At 71.1% G+C, this 16,288-nt stretch carries 14 protein-coding genes and 2 riboswitches; of the genes, 6 read left to right on the top strand and 8 right to left on the bottom strand.

The window, feature by feature from the left end; genetic code table 11:
- Positions 1 to 8: 8 nt before the first annotated feature.
- From ABZ312_RS34015 to ABZ312_RS34000, 4 genes are all read right to left on the bottom strand, one after another.
- Positions 9 to 1,124 carry an ABC transporter ATP-binding protein gene (locus ABZ312_RS34015; protein WP_500359400.1) on the bottom strand — a complete coding sequence of 372 codons (1,116 nt, stop codon included), beginning with the start codon at positions 1,122 to 1,124 and terminating at the stop codon, positions 9 to 11.
- The gene (locus ABZ312_RS34010) at positions 1,121 to 2,119 is read right to left on the bottom strand and encodes an ABC transporter permease (RefSeq protein WP_500330435.1); all 999 of its coding nucleotides are present in this window, start codon (positions 2,117 to 2,119) and stop codon (positions 1,121 to 1,123) included. The genes ABZ312_RS34015 and ABZ312_RS34010 overlap by 4 nt, the downstream gene beginning before the upstream one ends.
- Positions 2,120 to 2,224: 105 nt before the next feature.
- Positions 2,225 to 4,003: an ABC transporter substrate-binding protein gene (locus ABZ312_RS34005; protein ID WP_500330433.1), complete on the bottom strand. Its 1,779-nt coding sequence runs from the start codon at positions 4,001 to 4,003 to the stop codon at positions 2,225 to 2,227.
- Between the two features lie 104 nt (positions 4,004 to 4,107).
- Positions 4,108 to 5,100, bottom strand: coding sequence for an ABC transporter permease (locus tag ABZ312_RS34000; RefSeq protein ID WP_499514131.1), 993 nt, complete (start codon positions 5,098 to 5,100; stop codon positions 4,108 to 4,110).
- Positions 5,101 to 5,423: 323 nt separating this feature from the next.
- Between ABZ312_RS34000 and ABZ312_RS33995 the strand changes: the two genes are divergently transcribed.
- The gene (locus ABZ312_RS33995) at positions 5,424 to 6,935 is read left to right on the top strand and encodes a DUF885 family protein (protein WP_500330431.1); all 1,512 of its coding nucleotides are present in this window, start codon (positions 5,424 to 5,426) and stop codon (positions 6,933 to 6,935) included.
- 173 nt (positions 6,936 to 7,108) lie between these two features.
- Here ABZ312_RS33995 and ABZ312_RS33990 read toward each other — a convergent pair whose 3' ends face one another.
- The gene (locus ABZ312_RS33990) at positions 7,109 to 7,894 is read right to left on the bottom strand and encodes an enhanced serine sensitivity protein SseB C-terminal domain-containing protein (protein WP_500330429.1); all 786 of its coding nucleotides are present in this window, start codon (positions 7,892 to 7,894) and stop codon (positions 7,109 to 7,111) included.
- Positions 7,895 to 7,971: 77 nt separating this feature from the next.
- The gene (locus ABZ312_RS33985) at positions 7,972 to 8,754 is read right to left on the bottom strand and encodes an enhanced serine sensitivity protein SseB (protein ID WP_500330428.1); all 783 of its coding nucleotides are present in this window, start codon (positions 8,752 to 8,754) and stop codon (positions 7,972 to 7,974) included.
- A gap of 183 nt (positions 8,755 to 8,937) precedes the next feature.
- Between ABZ312_RS33985 and ABZ312_RS33980 the strand changes: the two genes are divergently transcribed.
- Positions 8,938 to 9,747, top strand: a complete 810-nt coding sequence (locus ABZ312_RS33980; RefSeq protein ID WP_500359399.1) for a hypothetical protein — start codon at positions 8,938 to 8,940, stop codon at positions 9,745 to 9,747.
- A gap of 34 nt (positions 9,748 to 9,781) precedes the next feature.
- Here the strand turns inward: ABZ312_RS33980 and ABZ312_RS33975 are convergent, their stop codons facing one another.
- Positions 9,782 to 10,459, bottom strand: a complete 678-nt coding sequence (locus tag ABZ312_RS33975) for an AAA family ATPase (RefSeq protein ID WP_500330424.1) — start codon at positions 10,457 to 10,459, stop codon at positions 9,782 to 9,784.
- A 172-nt stretch (positions 10,460 to 10,631) separates the two neighbouring features.
- A riboswitch (glycine riboswitch) is annotated at positions 10,632 to 10,733 on the top strand.
- A gap of 1 nt (position 10,734) precedes the next feature.
- A riboswitch (glycine riboswitch) is annotated at positions 10,735 to 10,861 on the top strand.
- 51 nt (positions 10,862 to 10,912) lie between these two features.
- Between ABZ312_RS33975 and gcvT the strand changes: the two genes are divergently transcribed.
- The 4 genes from gcvT (at position 10,913) to ABZ312_RS33955 (ending at position 15,365) form a co-directional block, all read left to right on the top strand.
- A complete protein-coding gene (gene gcvT, locus ABZ312_RS33970; RefSeq protein WP_500330422.1) occupies positions 10,913 to 12,025 on the top strand; it encodes a glycine cleavage system aminomethyltransferase GcvT in 1,113 nt (370 codons plus the stop codon).
- Between the two features lie 85 nt (positions 12,026 to 12,110).
- Positions 12,111 to 12,491 (top strand): glycine cleavage system protein GcvH, encoded by a 381-nt coding sequence (gene gcvH / locus ABZ312_RS33965; RefSeq protein WP_499514124.1) that lies wholly within the window; start codon positions 12,111 to 12,113, stop codon positions 12,489 to 12,491.
- A gap of 64 nt (positions 12,492 to 12,555) precedes the next feature.
- Positions 12,556 to 13,827, top strand: coding sequence for a serine hydroxymethyltransferase (gene glyA, locus ABZ312_RS33960; RefSeq protein WP_500439408.1), 1,272 nt, complete (start codon positions 12,556 to 12,558; stop codon positions 13,825 to 13,827).
- A gap of 155 nt (positions 13,828 to 13,982) precedes the next feature.
- Complete coding sequence (locus ABZ312_RS33955; protein ID WP_500330419.1) at positions 13,983 to 15,365, top strand: L-serine ammonia-lyase; 1,383 nt, start codon at positions 13,983 to 13,985, stop codon at positions 15,363 to 15,365.
- Between the two features lie 57 nt (positions 15,366 to 15,422).
- Here ABZ312_RS33955 and ABZ312_RS33950 read toward each other — a convergent pair whose 3' ends face one another.
- Positions 15,423 to 16,208: a hypothetical protein gene (locus ABZ312_RS33950; protein ID WP_500439407.1), complete on the bottom strand. Its 786-nt coding sequence runs from the start codon at positions 16,206 to 16,208 to the stop codon at positions 15,423 to 15,425.
- Between the last annotated feature and the right edge of the window lie 80 nt (positions 16,209 to 16,288).

Below are 16,288 nucleotides of genomic sequence, written 5' to 3'. Positions count from 1 at the left end.
CTGGCCTTTCACAGCTTCGGCGCAATCTCTTCGGTCCAGATGCGCTCCCGGTCCGCCGCGCCCAGGTGGCACGCGGCGTGGTGCCGGCTGCCGACCTCGCGCAGTTCCGGAACGACGGTGGTGCTGGCGCCGCCGGTGAGCTCCGCGTACGGGCAGCGCGGGTGGAAGGCGCAGCCGGACGGAATGTTGATGAGGCTCGGCGGCGAGCCCTTGACCGGGTTGAGCCGTTCGGTGCGCTCACGGTCCAGGCGGGGCATCGAGCCGAGCAGGCCCCAGGTGTAGGGGTGTTGCGGCTCGTAGAAGACCTTGTCGGCCGGTCCGCGCTCCACGCAGCGTCCGCCGTACATCACCAGGATGTCGTCCGCGAGCTCGGCGACGACGCCGAGGTCGTGGGTGATGATGATGACCGCGGAGCCGAACTCCTTCTGCAGGTCCCGGATGAGGTCCAGGATCTGCGCCTGCACGGTCACGTCGAGCGCGGTGGTCGGCTCGTCCGCGATGAGCAGGTCGGGGTTGTTGGACAGCGCCATGGCGATCATCGCGCGCTGCCGCATGCCCCCGGAGAACTGGTGCGGGTAGTCGTCGACGCGCTTGTCGGGCTGCGGGATGCCGACGCGGTCGAGCATCTCGATCGCGCGCTTGCGGGCCACGGCCTTGGACACGTCGTGGTGCACCCGGTACGCCTCGACGATCTGCGCGCCGACGGTGAAGTAGGGGTGCATCGCGGACAGCGGGTCCTGGAAGATCATCGCGGCGTCCTTGCCGCGCAACCGACGGACCTCGTCCGGGTCGGCCGAGAGCAGTTCCTTGCCGTCGAGCCAGATCTCGCCGGACATCCGGGCCCTGCTGCGGCCGTACTGGCCGGCCCGGTGCAGACCCATGATCGCCAGGGACGTCACCGACTTGCCGGAGCCGGACTCGCCGACGATGCCGAGGGTCTTGCCCTTCTCCAGCTGGAAGGAGAGGCCGTCGACGGACTTCACCAGACCGTCGTCGGTCGGGAAGTGCACCTTGAGGTCGCGGACCTCCAGGAACGCCGTGGGCTGCCCCGCCTTCCCGGCCACCGGCTCGTTCGGCGCGGCATCCGCCCCGGTGCCGGACTTCTGGATGGGGAGGTCGGTCATGACAGCCTCACGCGCGGGTCGACGACGGCGTACAGCAGGTCTACGAGGAGGTTGGCCACCACCACGGCGACGGCCGCGATCAGCGTGACGCCGAGGATCAGCGGGAAGTCCTTGTCCGAGATCGCCTTCACCGCCGCCTGGCCGATGCCGGGCAGGCTGAACGTCGTCTCGGTGAGGATCGCGCCGCCGACGAGGGCGCCGAGGTCCATGCCGAGGATGGTGAGCACCGGGGTCATCGTCGAGCGCATGGCGTGCTTGCCGATGACGACCGGCTCGCGCAGGCCCTTGGCACGCGCGGTGCGGATGTAGTCCTCGCCCATGATCTCGAGCATGGTGGCCCGGGTCATCCGGGCGTACATGGCGGCGTAGAGGAACGCGAGCGTGATCCAGGGCAGGAGCATGCCGCCGAACCAGCCGGATGGTGAATCACCGAACGGCACGTACTGGCCGTCGATCCATCCGAGCCCGTAGACGACCACCGCGAGGGCGATCATGCCGGTGAAGTAGATGGGGAGCGAGACGCCGGCCAGCGCCACCGTCATCAGGGAGCGGTCCAGTACGGAGCCGCGCTTGAGGGCGGAGACGACACCGGTGCCAACGCCGACGATCACCCAGATGACGCAGGCGCCGGCGGCCAGCTGCAGGGTCACCGGGAGACGGTCCGTCAGGACCGGCCAGATCGCCTGCTCGTTGCGGAAGGAGTAGCCGAAGCAAGGAGCGGGGCAGTGCGTGACGTCCGCGCCGTTGGCGTAGTCACGCCCGGCGAACAGCCCCCACAGGAACTTGCCGAACTGCACGAGGATGGGATCGTCGAGGCCCATCTTCTTCCGAATGCCCTCGAGGGAGGCCGGATCCGCCTGCTTCCCGATGAAGTAGGTGGCGGGGTCGACTCCGACCCATTTGGGGATCAGGAAGAAGATCCCGAAGGTCACCAACGTGATGACCAGCAACATGACGACGACAGCGAACAGTCGCCGGATGATGTATGCAAGCACTGTGCTCGGCCCGGCGGCGGCCCGGGGGTTCCCCGGGCCGCCGCACGCGGCCATCACCTGCCCTTCGTGCCTAGCGGGTGTGGCACTCGATCGATTCGAGGGTTGTTACTGCACGCCCAGCGACGCGTAGTCGTAGCGGCCGTTGTACGCGTCGGCCGTGTAGACGTTGGTCAGGCGGGAGCTGCGCCAGATGATGTTCTTCTCGAAGGTGAAGGGCAGGTAGTACGCGCCCTCGGAGACCTTCTGGTTGATCTGCTTGTACAGATCGGCCGCGGCGTTCGGGTCGGTCTGCTGCAGCGCCTGGTCGAACAGGCCGTCGATCGACTTGTCCTTGATCTCGGCGAAGTTGTTGTTGCCGCTCTCCAGGATGAACCGGCTGTCGACCAGCGGCTGGAGGAAGCCCTGGCCCGACGGGAAGTCGGCGCCCCAGCCCATGATGATGATGCCGTAGTTCTTCGACTTGACCGTCTTCGGGGCACCGATGATGCCGGAGGTCTGCGCACCGTCGAACTCGTCGAGCTCGGTGGTGATGCCGACCTTCTTCAGCGACTCCTGCAGCGACTCGGCCGTGGCGATCTCGATCGGCTTGTTGTTGCGGACCGCGATCGTGGTCTTGAAGCCGTTGGGCTGGCCGCAGGCCTTGAGCTCCTTCTTGGCCTCTTCGACGTTGCCCGAGGTGTCCTTCAGGACGTTGTACGGGTCGTAGTTGGCGTCGGCGCCCTTGATGCCCAGCGGGAGCATGTTGGGGGCGATGGCGCCACCGGCCTGCGGGCCGCCACGGGCGGTCTGCAGCGACTTGTGGTCGGCCGCGAGGATGACCGCCTTGCGGCAGTGGATGTTGTCCATCGGCTTGACCGTGGTCGGGAAGACCGCGTAACGGATGAAGCCGGTGTCCGGGTTGTCGGCGTTGCCCTTGTTCTTGCCGAGCACCTCGGCGCGCGCGGCCTGGCCGACGCCGGTGGCGTTGAGGTCCAGGTCGTAGTCGCCGTTGATCAGGCGCTTGTCCATGTCGTCGGCGTTGGTGGTCAGGGTGACCGTGATCTTGTCCGGCAGCGCCTTGCGGAGGTCGTCGGTGGACGCGCTCCAGTTGGTGTTGCGGACCAGGACCATCGACTTGTTCGGCGTGTACGACTCGAACTTGTACGGGCCGCTGGAGAACGGCTTGAGGCCGTACTTCGCGCCGGTGTCCTTGGCCGCGGGGACCGGGGAGCCGGACGGCATCGCGAGCATCTGCTCGAAGTCGCTGTTCGGCGTCGCCAGGTGGAAGGTGATGGTCTTGTCGTCCGGCGTCTCGATGGCCTTCAGACCGAGCTTGTCGGGCGAGGTGTCCTTGTACGGGCCCTTGTACTCACCCTTGGGGTCGAGCACCTGCTGCAGGTAGATCGGGCCGCCGGAGATGACGTCCTGCGCCCAGATGCGCTCGATGCCGTACTTGACGTCCTTGGAGGTCAGCGGGGAGCCGTCCTCCCACTTCAGGCCGTCCTTCAGGGTGTACGTGTAGGTCTTGCCGCCGTCGCTGACCTTCGCGAGGCCGGTCGCGAGGTCCGGCTTCAGCGTGGTGCTGCCCAGACCCGGCTCCGGGGTGAAGGAGACCAGCTGACGGGTGTAGTACCGGGCGAAGTCCCACATGAAGCCGTAGTAGCCACGCTGCGGGTCCCAGGAGTCGGCGTCCTGCGTGCCGATGAACTTGAGCGTGCCGCCCTTCTTGTCGGACGCGTTCGCCACCTTGTTGACAGCGGCGTTGAATCCGGGGGCCTTGGCGTTGCCGTCGGACTTGCCGCCACCGCCGCCTCCGCCGCCGCAAGCGGCGGTGGACAGCAGTGCGGCGACCACGACGGCCGTCCCTGCGGCCAGCCTGCGCCTCGATGAGCGTGGGGATGTCACTTTTTCGTAACCTCCGTGATTCGCGGTCCGCGACTTTCGGCGGACCTGCGGTCCTTCTCGGTGAGAAGCCACCTGACGGGAATGGCAGGGGCGGTGTGCGAGGGCTAGCGGGAGCCCTTCGGGTCCAGCGCATCCCGTACGCCGTCACCGAAGAGGTTGAAGGCGAGCACGGTGATGAAGATCGCCAGGCCCGGGATCAGCATGAAGATCGGGTCCGTCTCGTAGAAGGACAGCGCCTTGAACAGCATCTGTCCCCACGACGAGGTGGGCGGCTTCACGCCGACCCCGAGGAAGCTCAGGGCGGCCTCGGTGAGGATGTTCGTCGGGATCATCAGCGTCGCGTAGACGGTGATCGGGGCGACGAGGTTGGGCAGCAGTTCCCGGAAGAGGATGTAGCCGCGGCCGGCACCGAGGCTGCGGGCAGCGTCGACGTACTCGCGTTCCCTCAGGCTCAGGGTCTGGCCGCGGACGATGCGCCCGACGTACGGCCAGCCGAAGAACCCGATGACGACGACCAGGACGCCCATGCGCACGCCGGTGCCGCTGAAGCCCAGCAGCGAGTTCGGCATGACCGAGACCAGGGACATGATGAAGAGCAGCTGGGGGAAGGCCAGGAGGACGTCCATCACGCGGCCGATGGCGGCGTCGACCCAGCCGCCGAAGTAACCGGCCATGATGCCGAAGAAGGTGCCGAGGACCACCGCGACGACCGCCGACAGGAAGGCCACCAGCAGGGAGATCCGCGTCCCGTAGACGATGCGGCTGAAGACGTCGCGGCCGTTGACCGGCTCCACACCGAAGAGGTAATCCCCGCTGATGCCGCCCCACTTGCCGGTGGGGGTGCCGAAGAGCGGGTCGATCTTGTTCTCGTGGAAGTCGTTCGGCGGATGACCGAGGGCGCTGACGATGAGGGGGGCGAAGATCGCGACCAGGATGAGGAAGACGACGATCACGCCGCCTGCCAGCGCCACTTTGTCGCGCTTGAGGCGCATCCAGGCGATACGCCCGGGCGAACGCCCCTCGATGGCCTTCGCGGGTATGTCGGCGGCGACGTCGGCGACGGCCGTCTCGGCGGTGTCGTGCAGCGGTGCTGTCATGTCTCCTCGTGCATCCCCCTGCCGGCGGTGGCCGGCTTCGCCTGGCCGTCCGCCCGGGTCGACGGAGCGGACCGACCATGTCGGGCGCAGCTCTTGATGGTGGTGCGGTGGCGCTGGGCTGTGTGTTTGGCTTGTGATGAATCGTTAAGGCGACGTGTGAGCGGCCTTGGTGCGCGAGTCTTCATGGGGCGTGGATCACGCGCCAGACCCCACAGGGAAGCGATGCGCAACCGTGATGTGGTGAGCCTTCGTCCGTTATTACCGCAGTGTTACGCGCGTTGACAGATCGCCGCGATGCAAGAGGAGTCGCTACCTTCGATGCCATGAATGATCGGCTTCGCTCGGTGTGCGACCTGATGGTCCCCGTGGTCAGGGAGATGGCGGGACTCCACGAGTACGACGGCCAGGTGCAGGACCTGTCACCCGACGGCGTCCGCCGCGGACTGTCCTCGCTCGCCCACGCCCGGCTGCGCGAACCGGCCCTTCCCGACCCCCACGACGAGCGGCACCTGTCGGTCTTCGAGGACACCCTCAAGGTCCAGTACGGCGAGCTGGAACTGCACCGGCGTGACCCATATCCGCATTTGTCCAACCTCGAACTCACCGCGTACGACCGCGAGTACGCGCCCCGCGAGGAGCTGGCCCAGGCCCGCAGCCGCCACCTCCAGCAGTGGCCGGACGCCGTCGACGCCGCCATCGCATCGCTCGACCGGGTGAGCGCGCCGGTCGCCGGGGCACTCCTCGGGGCGGTCCGCGGCCTGGCCGCCGACCTCGATCCGGACCGGGAGCCGGAGGCCGGTCCCGCGCTCGCCGCGCACGCCCGGCTGGTCGACCACATCGCCCGCGCCGCGGAGACCGGCGACCCCGACCCACGGCTCGGCGGGGAGGCGCTGACGCTCCTGATGGGCAGTCAGGAGGGCCTGCGGGTCGACCTGTCGGCACTCGCCGACGAGGCCGAGCGCGAGCGGGACCGGCTCACCGGGCTCCTCACGGAGTCCTGCGGACGACTGGACCCCAAGGCCACCGTGGACGAGCTCATCCCCCGGCTGCTCGCCGACCATCCGGACGCGGACGGGGTCATCCCCGAGGCCGCCCGGCTCACGGACGAGGTCATCGAGTTCACCCGGCAGCGGGGGCTTGTGCCCTGGCTCGACGGCGACTGCCTCGTCGGGCCTGCGCCGCCGTCGCGCCGCTGGTCCATGGCGATGATGACCTGGGCCGCCCCGGAGGAGCCCGATTCCGCCTCCTGGTACCACGTCACCCCGCCGGAGCCGGACTGGCCGGAGGAGGAACGCGAGGAGTGGCTCTCGGTCTTCAGCCGTACGAGCCTGCCGGCGATCACCGTCCACGAGGTGGCGCCCGGCCATTTCGCCCACGGCAGGGCATTGCGGCACGCACCCACGCAGGTACGGCGGGTCCTGCACTCGCTGTCCTTCTGCGAGGGCTGGGCGCACTACGTCGAGGAGGTCTGCCTCGAGGAGGGTTTCCGGGCCCGCGACCCCCGCTTCGCGATCGGCGTCGCCCTGGAGGCGCTCGTACGCGTCACCCGGCTCGCGTGCGCGATCGGGCTGCACACGGGGGCGATGACGCTGGAGGACGCCACGCAGCGCTTCATGCGGGACGCCCACCTCGCCCGGGCCGGCGCGGCCTCCGAGGCACGGCGCGGCACCTTCGACGCGGCGTACGGCCGTTACACCTGGGGCAAGTTGGAGATCATGCGGCTGCGCGAGCGGGCCAGGCGCGCCTGGGGGCCCGAGTTCTCGCTGCAGCGGTTCCACGGGGCGCTGCTGGAGCTGGGGAGCCCGCCGCTGGGGCTCATCGACGCGGTCCTGTGAGGGGTGGCCTGCGGCGCGCCGTGCGGGGCGGGTCGTGGTGGGCTGTCTCCCGCCCGCCCGTTGCCGCCGACGGCGCCGCACGGGTGGGCGGGCGGGAAAAGTCCGCCGCAGGCGCGACGGCGCGCAAGCCGCCGGCGGACCGACGCACCGGACGGCGGAAACCGCCGGAGGCGTCAGTAGGGCTGGGGGGCCCAGCCGTACGTCGTACCGGGGACACCGGGCGCACCCGGTGCGCCGTGGGCGTCGCGGGAGTAGAAGGGCTGCGCGGAGGCCCGCATCCACATGCCCACCGGGTCGTACTCGTCCGTGAGCGCGACCGTGGCGACCGGCAGCCCCTGCGGCACCGCCCCGAGGGCGGACTGCATCATCAGGCGCACCGTTTCCGCGGCCTGGGGCCCGGCGTCGTAGAGGTCGACGCCGATCGCGAGGTACGGCTCGCCCAGCGCGGGCTGGACCCATGCGCGCCGCAGCGAGCGGACGGCCGGGGTGCGATGGGCCTGCTGGGACAACAGGGCGTAGTACTGGGGGATCTGGAGCGCCGGTTCGCCGATCCGCAGCGGTCCGGCCGGGGAGCGGTCGAGCCCGAGGCAGACGCGCCGCAGGTCGAGCCAGGGGATGCCGACGCCGCCGCCGGGGGTGTGCGGGTTGAGCCACAGGCCCCACCGGTCGGGGAAGAGCGAGGCCGCGATCTCCCGACCGGAGACCACCTCGTGGGCCCGGTTCCAGCCGCAGGCGGAGAACTCCTGCGGTGAGGTCACGCAGGGCGCGTAGCCGTGGCCGGCGACCTCCATGTTGCCGTACTGCGCGTCCGCCCCGCCGGGGGTGCCCTGCCAGAGCAGCATCCACACCTGGCTGTCGGCGAGGGTCCGCAGCACTTCCTCGTAGGCGTCGTACCTACCGGGCGTCACCTGCCGGAGCGCATGCTCCAGGCCCCCGCCCCCTCCCACGCCGGCGCTCACGTGTCCCGCCCTTCCGCGTCTGCCTCGTCCGCGTCGTCTGCTTCGCCGAATGCCTCGGGTGTCGTGTCGGACCCAGGTTATGCGCCCGTGCCGACATAGAAGGGTCGCACGCGCTCCAGCATCCAGTCGCCGATGGGGTCCTGTGCGACGTCCAGCAGCACGAGGTTGACCTGCCAGGGCAGCGGTACGGCGCCGAGCGCGCGTCCGAGGGCGGCCATGGCGGCGGCCCGGTCCTCCTCCTGCCAGCGGTCGAGCTCGACGCCGACGAAGAGCGTGGCGGGATCGCCCTCGACGCTGGCCAGCGCGCGGCGGGCGGAGAGCACGACGGGGAGCACGGCGAACTCGCCCGCGGCGGCGGCCAGGAAGTCGACCGGCTCCTCGTCCGGCGAGGGTTCCCACAGCCGGACCCGGGCCCCGGTCGGGGTGCCGGGCTCGCGGTCGGTGCGGCACAGCTCCATCACGGCGGCGGGCGGCAGCGGGATGCCCACCGCGCCACCGGGGTTCACGGCGATCCCAAGCTGCGGGGGCAGCCCGCGGGCGAACTCGCGGGCGGGGGCGACGGCGAAGCTCATGCCGGAACCGGCGGCGAGGAACTGCTGTTCGGAGCTGAAGACCGGGACGTAGACGCCGCCTTCGAGTTCGAGGGTCGGCAGGTCGAGGTCGGTGCTGTCGGGGCCGCCGCCGTTCGGCAGCGGGATCCACAACTGCGAGCGCCCGAGTACCTCCAGGACGCGGGCCGTGGCACCCGGGTCGCCGAGTGCCGCGGAGAGCACTTCCTCGAGTTCGTTGGCGGGCCAGCCGCCCCCACCGTGGCCCGCCGGGGCGAAGCCGTCCGGTATCCGCTGCCCCGGGATGTTCACTGCGTCTCGCCTCGCAATTTCCTGTGGTGGTGCGCTCCGTGGAAACCCTATCCGGCGACGGGCGCGCGCGACCCCCGCATCCCGCGGTCGTCACACGATGCGATCGTCCGGTTGCGAAGCGTCACTACGGCTCCGAAGGTAGGACGAGCAAGGAGAAAACCCTCAACCGGGAGATATCTCGACATGCGCATCACCAGGATCAACTCCACCCTCATAGCGGCGGCTGTCTGCGCCTCGCTGACGATGGGCCTCACCGGCGGTGTCGCGAGTGCCCACGCCCCCACCCGGAGCACGGCCGTCGAGGTCGAGCACCTCGCCGCCCGCGCGGCGCAGACGGGCAACGCCGAACTCATCGCCAAGCTGGGTGACACGCTGTCCATCGGTGCCAAGCTCACCCAGGAAGCCCAGGTCGAAGCCCCTGACTCGGCGAAACTGGAGGAACTCCGCAGGGGTCTGGAAGAGGCGAGCCAGCAGCTGGCCTCGGTTCTCGACCAGGCTGGTGCGGTATCTCCCGGTGTCACCGACCCGTCGGCCTACGATCCGGGCGCGCCACAACCGGGCCCGGAGCCGGCCGATCCCGGCCAGCCGGGTGACCTGAGCGCCGTCGACCAGATCGGCGGGCCGGGCGACCAGGGCGCCGCGGACGCCGTCACCGACGTCAAGAACGCGCTCACCAAGCTGGTCCAGGACGTCACGGACCTGCTGGCCAAGGTGCTGGCCAAGGACCTCGCGGGTGTGACGGCCGGTGTCGCCACCGTCGTCGCCGACCTGCAGGCCCTGCTGCTGGCGGTGCCGAAGCTGCTCACCGGCGCACTGCCGCTGCCGATCCCGCTGCCGCTCCCCCTGAACGACCAGGGGCAGCAGCTCTCGCCCGACGGGCAGCTCTCGCCCGACGGGCAGCTCTCGCCCGACGGGCAGCTCTCGCCCGACGGGCAGCTCTCGCCCGACGGGCAGCTCTCGCCGGAGGGCGCGGCGGAACCGCAGGTTCCGTAGCGGTACCGTCCCTCACGCGTCGCGGCCCGGCCGCTCAGCCGTCGAAGTCGATGGCCTCGAGCTCCCGGGCCGCTTCGCGGTCCAGCAGGACCACCGAGGCGCACGCCGCGGGCAGCCGGCCGGCCTCCGCCTCCGCCAGCAGGCGGCGGGAGGCGTTGCGGTGCCGGACCATGGCGTACGTCGACACCCCCCGGCCGCGTTCGCGCTGGCCGTCCAGCGCGGTCCGCAAGGGGACGTCCAGCAGCACCAGGTGCATGCCCCGCCCGCGGCGCCGGGCCTGACGGGCGACCCAGGCGCGCACCCAGCGCAGGGTGCCGCAGTCGTGCAGGACGACGCTGTCGCCGGAGCGCAGCGCCCGCCACAACCCCGCGTAGTGCGCGATCCGCACCAGGGGGCGGTAGAGGGCGTACGGCAGCTGCCGCGGCAGCCGGGCCTGCCAGCGTTCCCGTACGTCCTGAGAGTCGATCAGGCGGGCACCGCCCGTCGCGCGCCGCATGAGGGTGCTCTTCCCGCCGCCCGGGAGGCCGGAGACGACCAGCACGTCGCCCGCCGGGTAGCGCAGGGTGCGCACGGGCCGGCGCCCCCGCCGCAGGTCGAGGAGCCGGCGCGGCCGCACGGCCCGGCCCCCGCGGCGCGCTCCCCCGGCCCGCGCCGGTACCGGCCGGGACACGGCCGGGCCTCCGGCCGTCGCATACGCACTCTGCCACCGCACAGCTCGCCTCCGGGTCCGACGTTCAAGAAATGGTAAATCCTGTGTCTTTGCCTACCCAGAGGAACGGCGGGGTTACTACCGGATCGGAACCGGACCGGGACATCCGGGACGCGATCGCGACAACGGCGGGAGCCCGTGCAATGATGGCGGCCTCAATCTCATACCGGCCGTTCGAGGCCGCGCGGGAGAGTTTCCGCACCGCTACGGCGGGGTGGGGCGCCGAAGGAGCAAGTCCTCCCTTGAATCTCTCAGGCACAGATACCGCGCGTCCGAGGCACATCTGAAAAGCGGACGAGTCCGCCCCGGCCGACGGGGCGCCGTCCCACCCAAGGTGCAAACCGGGACTCCTCCGCTCGGAGGGTCCAGGTGAACCTCTCAGGTTCCGATGACAGATGGGGAGGGCCTGCCCGTCATGGCCCTATCCGTCGTTTCCTTGCCTTGGGAGCCCGCCCGATGAGTGAACCCCGCCGTACCGCACTGGACGCGCTGCACCGCGCCCTCGGCGCCACCATGACCGACTTCGCGGGCTGGGACATGCCGCTGCGGTACGCCAGCGAGCGCGACGAGCACACCGCCGTGCGGACCCGGGCCGGTCTCTTCGACCTGTCCCACATGGGCGAGATCACGGTCACCGGTCCGGCCGCGGGCGAAGCCCTGGACCACGCGCTGGTCGGCCACATCTCGGCGCTGGCCGTGGGCCGTGCGCGCTACACGATGATCTGTGCGCCGGACGGCGGCATCCTCGACGACCTGATCGTCTACCGCCTCGGCGACCAGGAGTACATGGTCGTCGCCAACGCCTCCAACGCCCAGGTCGTCCTGGACGCGGTGACCGAGCGCGCGGCGGGCTTCGACGCCGCCGTCCGCGACGACCGGGACGCGTACGCGCTGATCGCCGTCCAGGGCCCGGAGTCCCCCGGGATCCTCAAGTCGGTCACCGACGCCGACCTGGACGGGCTGAAGTACTACGCGGGCCTGCCCGGCACCGTCGCCGGCGTCCCCGCGCTGATCGCCCGCACGGGCTACACCGGCGAGGACGGTTTCGAGCTGTTCGTCGCCCCGGCCGACGCGGAGAAGCTCTGGCAGGCGCTGACCGAGGCGGGCGCGGACGCCGGCCTGGTGCCGTGCGGCCTGTCCTGCCGCGACACGCTGCGCCTGGAGGCGGGCATGCCGCTGTACGGGCACGAGCTGACCACCGCGCTCACCCCCTTCGACGCCGGGCTCGGCCGGGTCGTGAAGTTCGACAAGCCGGGTGACTTCGTGGGCCGGCAGGCCCTGACCGCCGCCGCCGCGAAGGCCGAGGCCGCGCCGCCGCGCAAGCTGGTCGGCCTGGTCGCGCAGGGCCGCCGGGTCCCCCGCGCGGGCTACCCGGTGGTGGCGGGCGGCGAGGTGGTCGGCGAGGTCACCTCCGGCGCCCCGTCCCCGACCCTGGGCAAGCCGATCGCCATGGCCTACGTGGACGCCGCGCACGCCACCCCGGGCGCCTCCGGCGTGGGCGTGGACATCCGCGGTACGCATGAGCCGTTCGAGGTGGTCGCCCTGCCGTTCTACAAGCGGCAGCGCTGAGGCACCGGTCACATCCGGCACAGCCGTCCCACCTGTCAAGACAGCCGTTCACCAGCACATACCGTCATCCAGGAGAATTCACGCCATGAGCAACCCTCAGCAGCTGCGGTACAGCAAGGAGCACGAGTGGGTCTCGGCCGCCGACGCGGACGGTGTGTCCTCGGTGGGCATCACCGAGCACGCGGCGAACGCCCTCGGCGATGTCGTCTACGTCCAGCTCCCGGCGGTCGGCGACACGGTCGCCGCGGGCGAGACCTGCGGTGAGCTGGAGTCCACCAAGTCGGTCAGCGACCTGTACGCCCCGGTCTCCGGCGAGGTCACCGAGGTCAACGAGGACGTCGTCAACGACCCCTCGCTGGTGAACTCGGCGGCCTTCGAGGGCGGCTGGCTGTTCAAGGTGAAGATCTCCGAGGAGCCGGCCGACCTGCTCTCCGCGGACGAGTACACCGCCTTCACCGGCAACTGACCGCTCGGGACCTCCCGACCGCTGCGCCCTGTCCACTCCGACCTCCGGACGGATGACCCCCCTGATGTCGCTTCTCAACAGCTCACTGCACGAGCTCGACCCCGACGTCGCCGCCGCCGTCGACGCCGAACTGCACCGCCAGCAGTCCACCCTAGAGATGATCGCCTCGGAGAACTTCGCTCCGGTCGCGGTGCTCCAGGCCCAGGGCTCGGTGCTGACCAACAAGTACGCCGAGGGGTACCCCGGCCGTCGCTACTACGGCGGCTGCGAGCACGTCGACGTCGTCGAGCAGCTCGCGATCGACCGGATCAAGGCGCTGTTCGGCGCCGAGCACGCCAACGTCCAGCCGCACTCGGGCGCGCAGGCCAACGCGGCCGCGATGTTCGCGCTGCTGAACCCCGGCGACACGATCCTGGGTCTGAACCTCGCCCACGGCGGGCACCTGACCCACGGCATGAAGATCAACTTCTCCGGCAAGCTGTACGACGTGGTCGCCTACCACGTGGACGCCGAGACCGGTCAGGTCGACATGGCCGAGGTCGAGCGCCTCGCCAAGGAGTCCCGGCCGAAGCTGATCATCGCCGGCTGGTCGGCGTACCCGCGGCAGCTGGACTTCGCGGCCTTCCGGCGGATCGCCGACGAGGTCGGCGCGTACCTGATGGTCGACATGGCGCACTTCGCCGGCCTGGTGGCGGCGGGGCTGCACCCCTCCCCCGTGCCGTACGCGGACGTCGTCACCACGACCACGCACAAGACGCTGGGCGGCCCGCGCGGCGGCGTCATCCTGTCCAAGGCCGAGCTCGCCAAGAAGATCAACTCCGCGGTCTTCCCCGGCCAGCAGGGCGGCCCGCTGGAGCACGTCATCGCGGCGAAGGCGGTCGCCTTCAAGGTCGCGGCGACCGAGGAGTTCAAGGACCGCCAGGTCCGCACCCTGGAGGGCGCGAAGATCCTCGCCGAGCGGCTGACGCAGCCCGACGTCACCGGGACGGGCGTCTCGGTGCTGTCCGGCGGCACCGACGTGCACCTGGTCCTGGTCGACCTGCGCCACAGCGAGCTCGACGGACAGCAGGCCGAGGACCGGCTGCACGAGATCGGCATCACGGTCAACCGCAACGCCGTCCCGGACGACCCGCGTCCGCCGATGGTCACTTCGGGTCTGCGCATCGGCACCCCGGCGCTGGCCACCCGCGGCTTCGACGCGGAGGACTTCCGCGAGGTCGCCGACGTCATCGCCGAGGCCCTCAAGCCGGGCTTCGACGCGGGGACCGCCGAGGCGCTCGGCGCCCGGGTCACCGCCCTGGCCGAGAAGCACCCGCTGTACCCCGGCCTGAAGTAGCGAGCGTCACCCGGTGTGCGGGGCCGGCCACGAGGGCGGTCCCGCACACTGGAACAGGTGCGGCGCACCCACGCCGCAACACGTACCACCCCGGCGGTGATCCCGCCGGCCGCCCGCGGACAACGGGGTCCGCGAACCCGAGGAGTCATCGCACCGTGGCCATCTCCGTCTTCGACCTCTTCTCGATCGGCATAGGCCCGTCCAGCTCCCACACCGTGGGCCCGATGCGCGCCGCGCGGATGTTCGCCCAGCGGCTGAAGAACGACGACCTGCTGGCGGGCGTGGCCTCCGTGCGCGCCGAACTGTTCGGCTCGCTCGGCGCGACCGGCCACGGCCACGGCACCCCCAAGGCGGTGCTGCTGGGCCTGGAGGGCCACTCCCCCCGCACCGTCGACGTCGAGACCGCCGACGAGCGGGTCGAGCACATCCGCGGCAGCGGCCGCATCAGCCTGCTCGGCGTCCACGAGATCCCGTTCTCCGTCTCGGACGACCTGATCCTGCACCGACGCCGCTCGCTGCCCTACCACGCCAACGGCATGACGCTCTTCGCGTACGACGAGGGCGGTGCGCCCGTGCTGGAGAAGACCTACTACTCGGTGGGCGGCGGCTTCGTCGTCGACGAGGACGCGGTCGGCGAGGACCGGATCAAGCTCGACGACACCGTGCTGAAGTACCCGTTCCGCACGGGGGACGAACTGCTCCGGCTCACCCGGGAGACCGGTCTTTCCATCTCCGGCCTGATGCTGGAGAACGAGAAGGCCTGGCGCACCGAGGCCGAGATCCGCGCGGGCCTGCTGGAGATCTGGCAGGTCATGCAGGACTGCGTGAAGGCCGGCATGACCCGCGAGGGCATCCTCCCCGGTGGCCTCAAGGTCCGCCGCCGCGCCTCCGCGACCGCCCGCCAGCTGCGCGCCGAGGGCAGCACGGTGGCGCACGCCATGGAGTGGGTCACCCTCTACGCCATGGCCGTCAACGAGGAGAACGCCGCGGGCGGCCGCGTCGTCACCGCCCCCACCAACGGCGCCGCCGGCATCATCCCGGCCGTGCTCCACTACTACGTGAACTTCGTGGCCGGGCAGTCGACGGAGGCGGAGAAGGAGGACGGCGTCGTCCGCTTCCTGCTCGCTGCGGGCGCGATCGGCATGCTCTTCAAGGAGAACGCCTCCATCTCCGGCGCCGAGGTCGGCTGCCAGGGCGAGGTCGGCTCCGCCTGCTCCATGGCCGCGGGCGGCCTCGCCGAGGTCCTCGGCGGCGGCCCGGAGAAGGTCGAGAACGCCGCCGAGATCGGCATGGAGCACAACCTCGGGCTCACCTGCGACCCCGTCGGCGGGCTCGTCCAGATCCCCTGCATCGAGCGCAACGGCATGGCCGCGGTCAAGGCCGTCACCGCCGCGCGCATGGCGATGCGCGGGGACGGGCGGCACCACGTCTCCCTCGACAAGGTCATCAAGACCATGAAGGAGACCGGGGCCGACATGAAGGTCAAGTACAAGGAGACCGCCCGCGGCGGCCTCGCGGTCAACGTCATCGAGTGCTGACGCCGCCCCGGAACCCGGCCCGCCCGGACCGCGGGAGCGTCGTCCCCGTGGGCGACGTCAGCGGTACGTGAGCACCGCCCACACGCCGGTCGCGGCGACCGCGAGGACGTAGAGGGCGACGGCGGCGCGGAGGATGCGCGTCTTCGCCGGGGCGGCCAGCCGGGTGCGGGACAGCAGCCGGGCGAGGGCGGGGAGGACGAGGACGGCGTGGAGGCTGACGCCGTGGAGGGGCTTGAGGGGGGCCGTGGAGGCGTAGGCGGCGCTCTGGTGGCCGGTGCGGGTGAGGTGGACGCCGCGGGCGATCATGGCGGCGCCGGAGAGCAGGGCGACGAGCAGGATCGCGAATCCGGAGCGCAGGGCGAGGGGCATGCCGTCGGGGCCGGTGGGGCGGCGCCGGAAGGACGCGACGGCGAAGGCCGACAGGACGGCGACGAGCACGGCGCCGCCGGCCGCGAGCGTCATGGAGACGGCGGTGTCGAAGCCGGTCTCCATGTCGAGGTGCGAGGGTACGTGCCGCCACGCCTGCAAGGTGATGCCGCCGACCTCGAGCACGCAGTCGGCGGCGAACACGGCGAGCAGGACGGTGCGCAGGCGCGCTCCGACGTCCAGGTACGAGGTGACCCAGGCGACCGCGACGAGGGTCAGGCCGAAGGAGAGCCCGAAGGTCACGGGCTTGCGCCAGGACACCGGCCCGTCCCACGGGCCGCCGTCCACCGCGAGGACGCCGAGGTGGAACAGGCCCGACAGGATCAGCAGCGCTCCGGTCGCGTGGCACAGGCGGTCGGCCGCGCCGGGGCCGTCCTGCGTCCGTCCCGGCGCGGCGGGGGTGGTGGTCGTCGCCATGGGCCCAGCCTGCCGGGGCCGGCGCGGCCGGTCGTCCTCCCGGGGAAGGCGGGCGGGGTACGACCCGGGGAGCAGCCGTC

Source organism: Streptomyces sp. NPDC006207 (genome assembly GCF_040613835.1).
In the GTDB taxonomy this organism is placed as follows: Bacteria; Actinomycetota; Actinomycetes; order Streptomycetales; family Streptomycetaceae; genus Actinacidiphila.
The sequence above is the reverse complement of the archived record's forward strand: the minus strand, read 5'-3'. Positions and strand labels throughout refer to the sequence as shown.

What these genes read in the sequence shown, in the direction of transcription:
- ABZ312_RS34000 (WP_499514131.1), bottom strand. Translation starts at nt 5,100, where the DNA reads ATGACAGCACCGCTGCACGACACCGCCGAGACGGCCGTCGCCGACGTC.
- gcvH (WP_499514124.1), top strand. Translation starts at nt 12,111, where the DNA reads ATGAGCAACCCTCAGCAGCTGCGGTACAGCAAGGAGCACGAGTGGGTC.
- gcvT (WP_500330422.1), top strand. Translation starts at nt 10,913, where the DNA reads ATGAGTGAACCCCGCCGTACCGCACTGGACGCGCTGCACCGCGCCCTC.
- glyA (WP_500439408.1), top strand. Translation starts at nt 12,556, where the DNA reads ATGTCGCTTCTCAACAGCTCACTGCACGAGCTCGACCCCGACGTCGCC.
- ABZ312_RS33950 (WP_500439407.1), bottom strand. Translation starts at nt 16,208, where the DNA reads ATGGCGACGACCACCACCCCCGCCGCGCCGGGACGGACGCAGGACGGC.
- ABZ312_RS33980 (WP_500359399.1), top strand. Translation starts at nt 8,938, where the DNA reads ATGCGCATCACCAGGATCAACTCCACCCTCATAGCGGCGGCTGTCTGC.
- ABZ312_RS34015 (WP_500359400.1), bottom strand. Translation starts at nt 1,124, where the DNA reads ATGACCGACCTCCCCATCCAGAAGTCCGGCACCGGGGCGGATGCCGCG.
- ABZ312_RS33995 (WP_500330431.1), top strand. Translation starts at nt 5,424, where the DNA reads ATGAATGATCGGCTTCGCTCGGTGTGCGACCTGATGGTCCCCGTGGTC.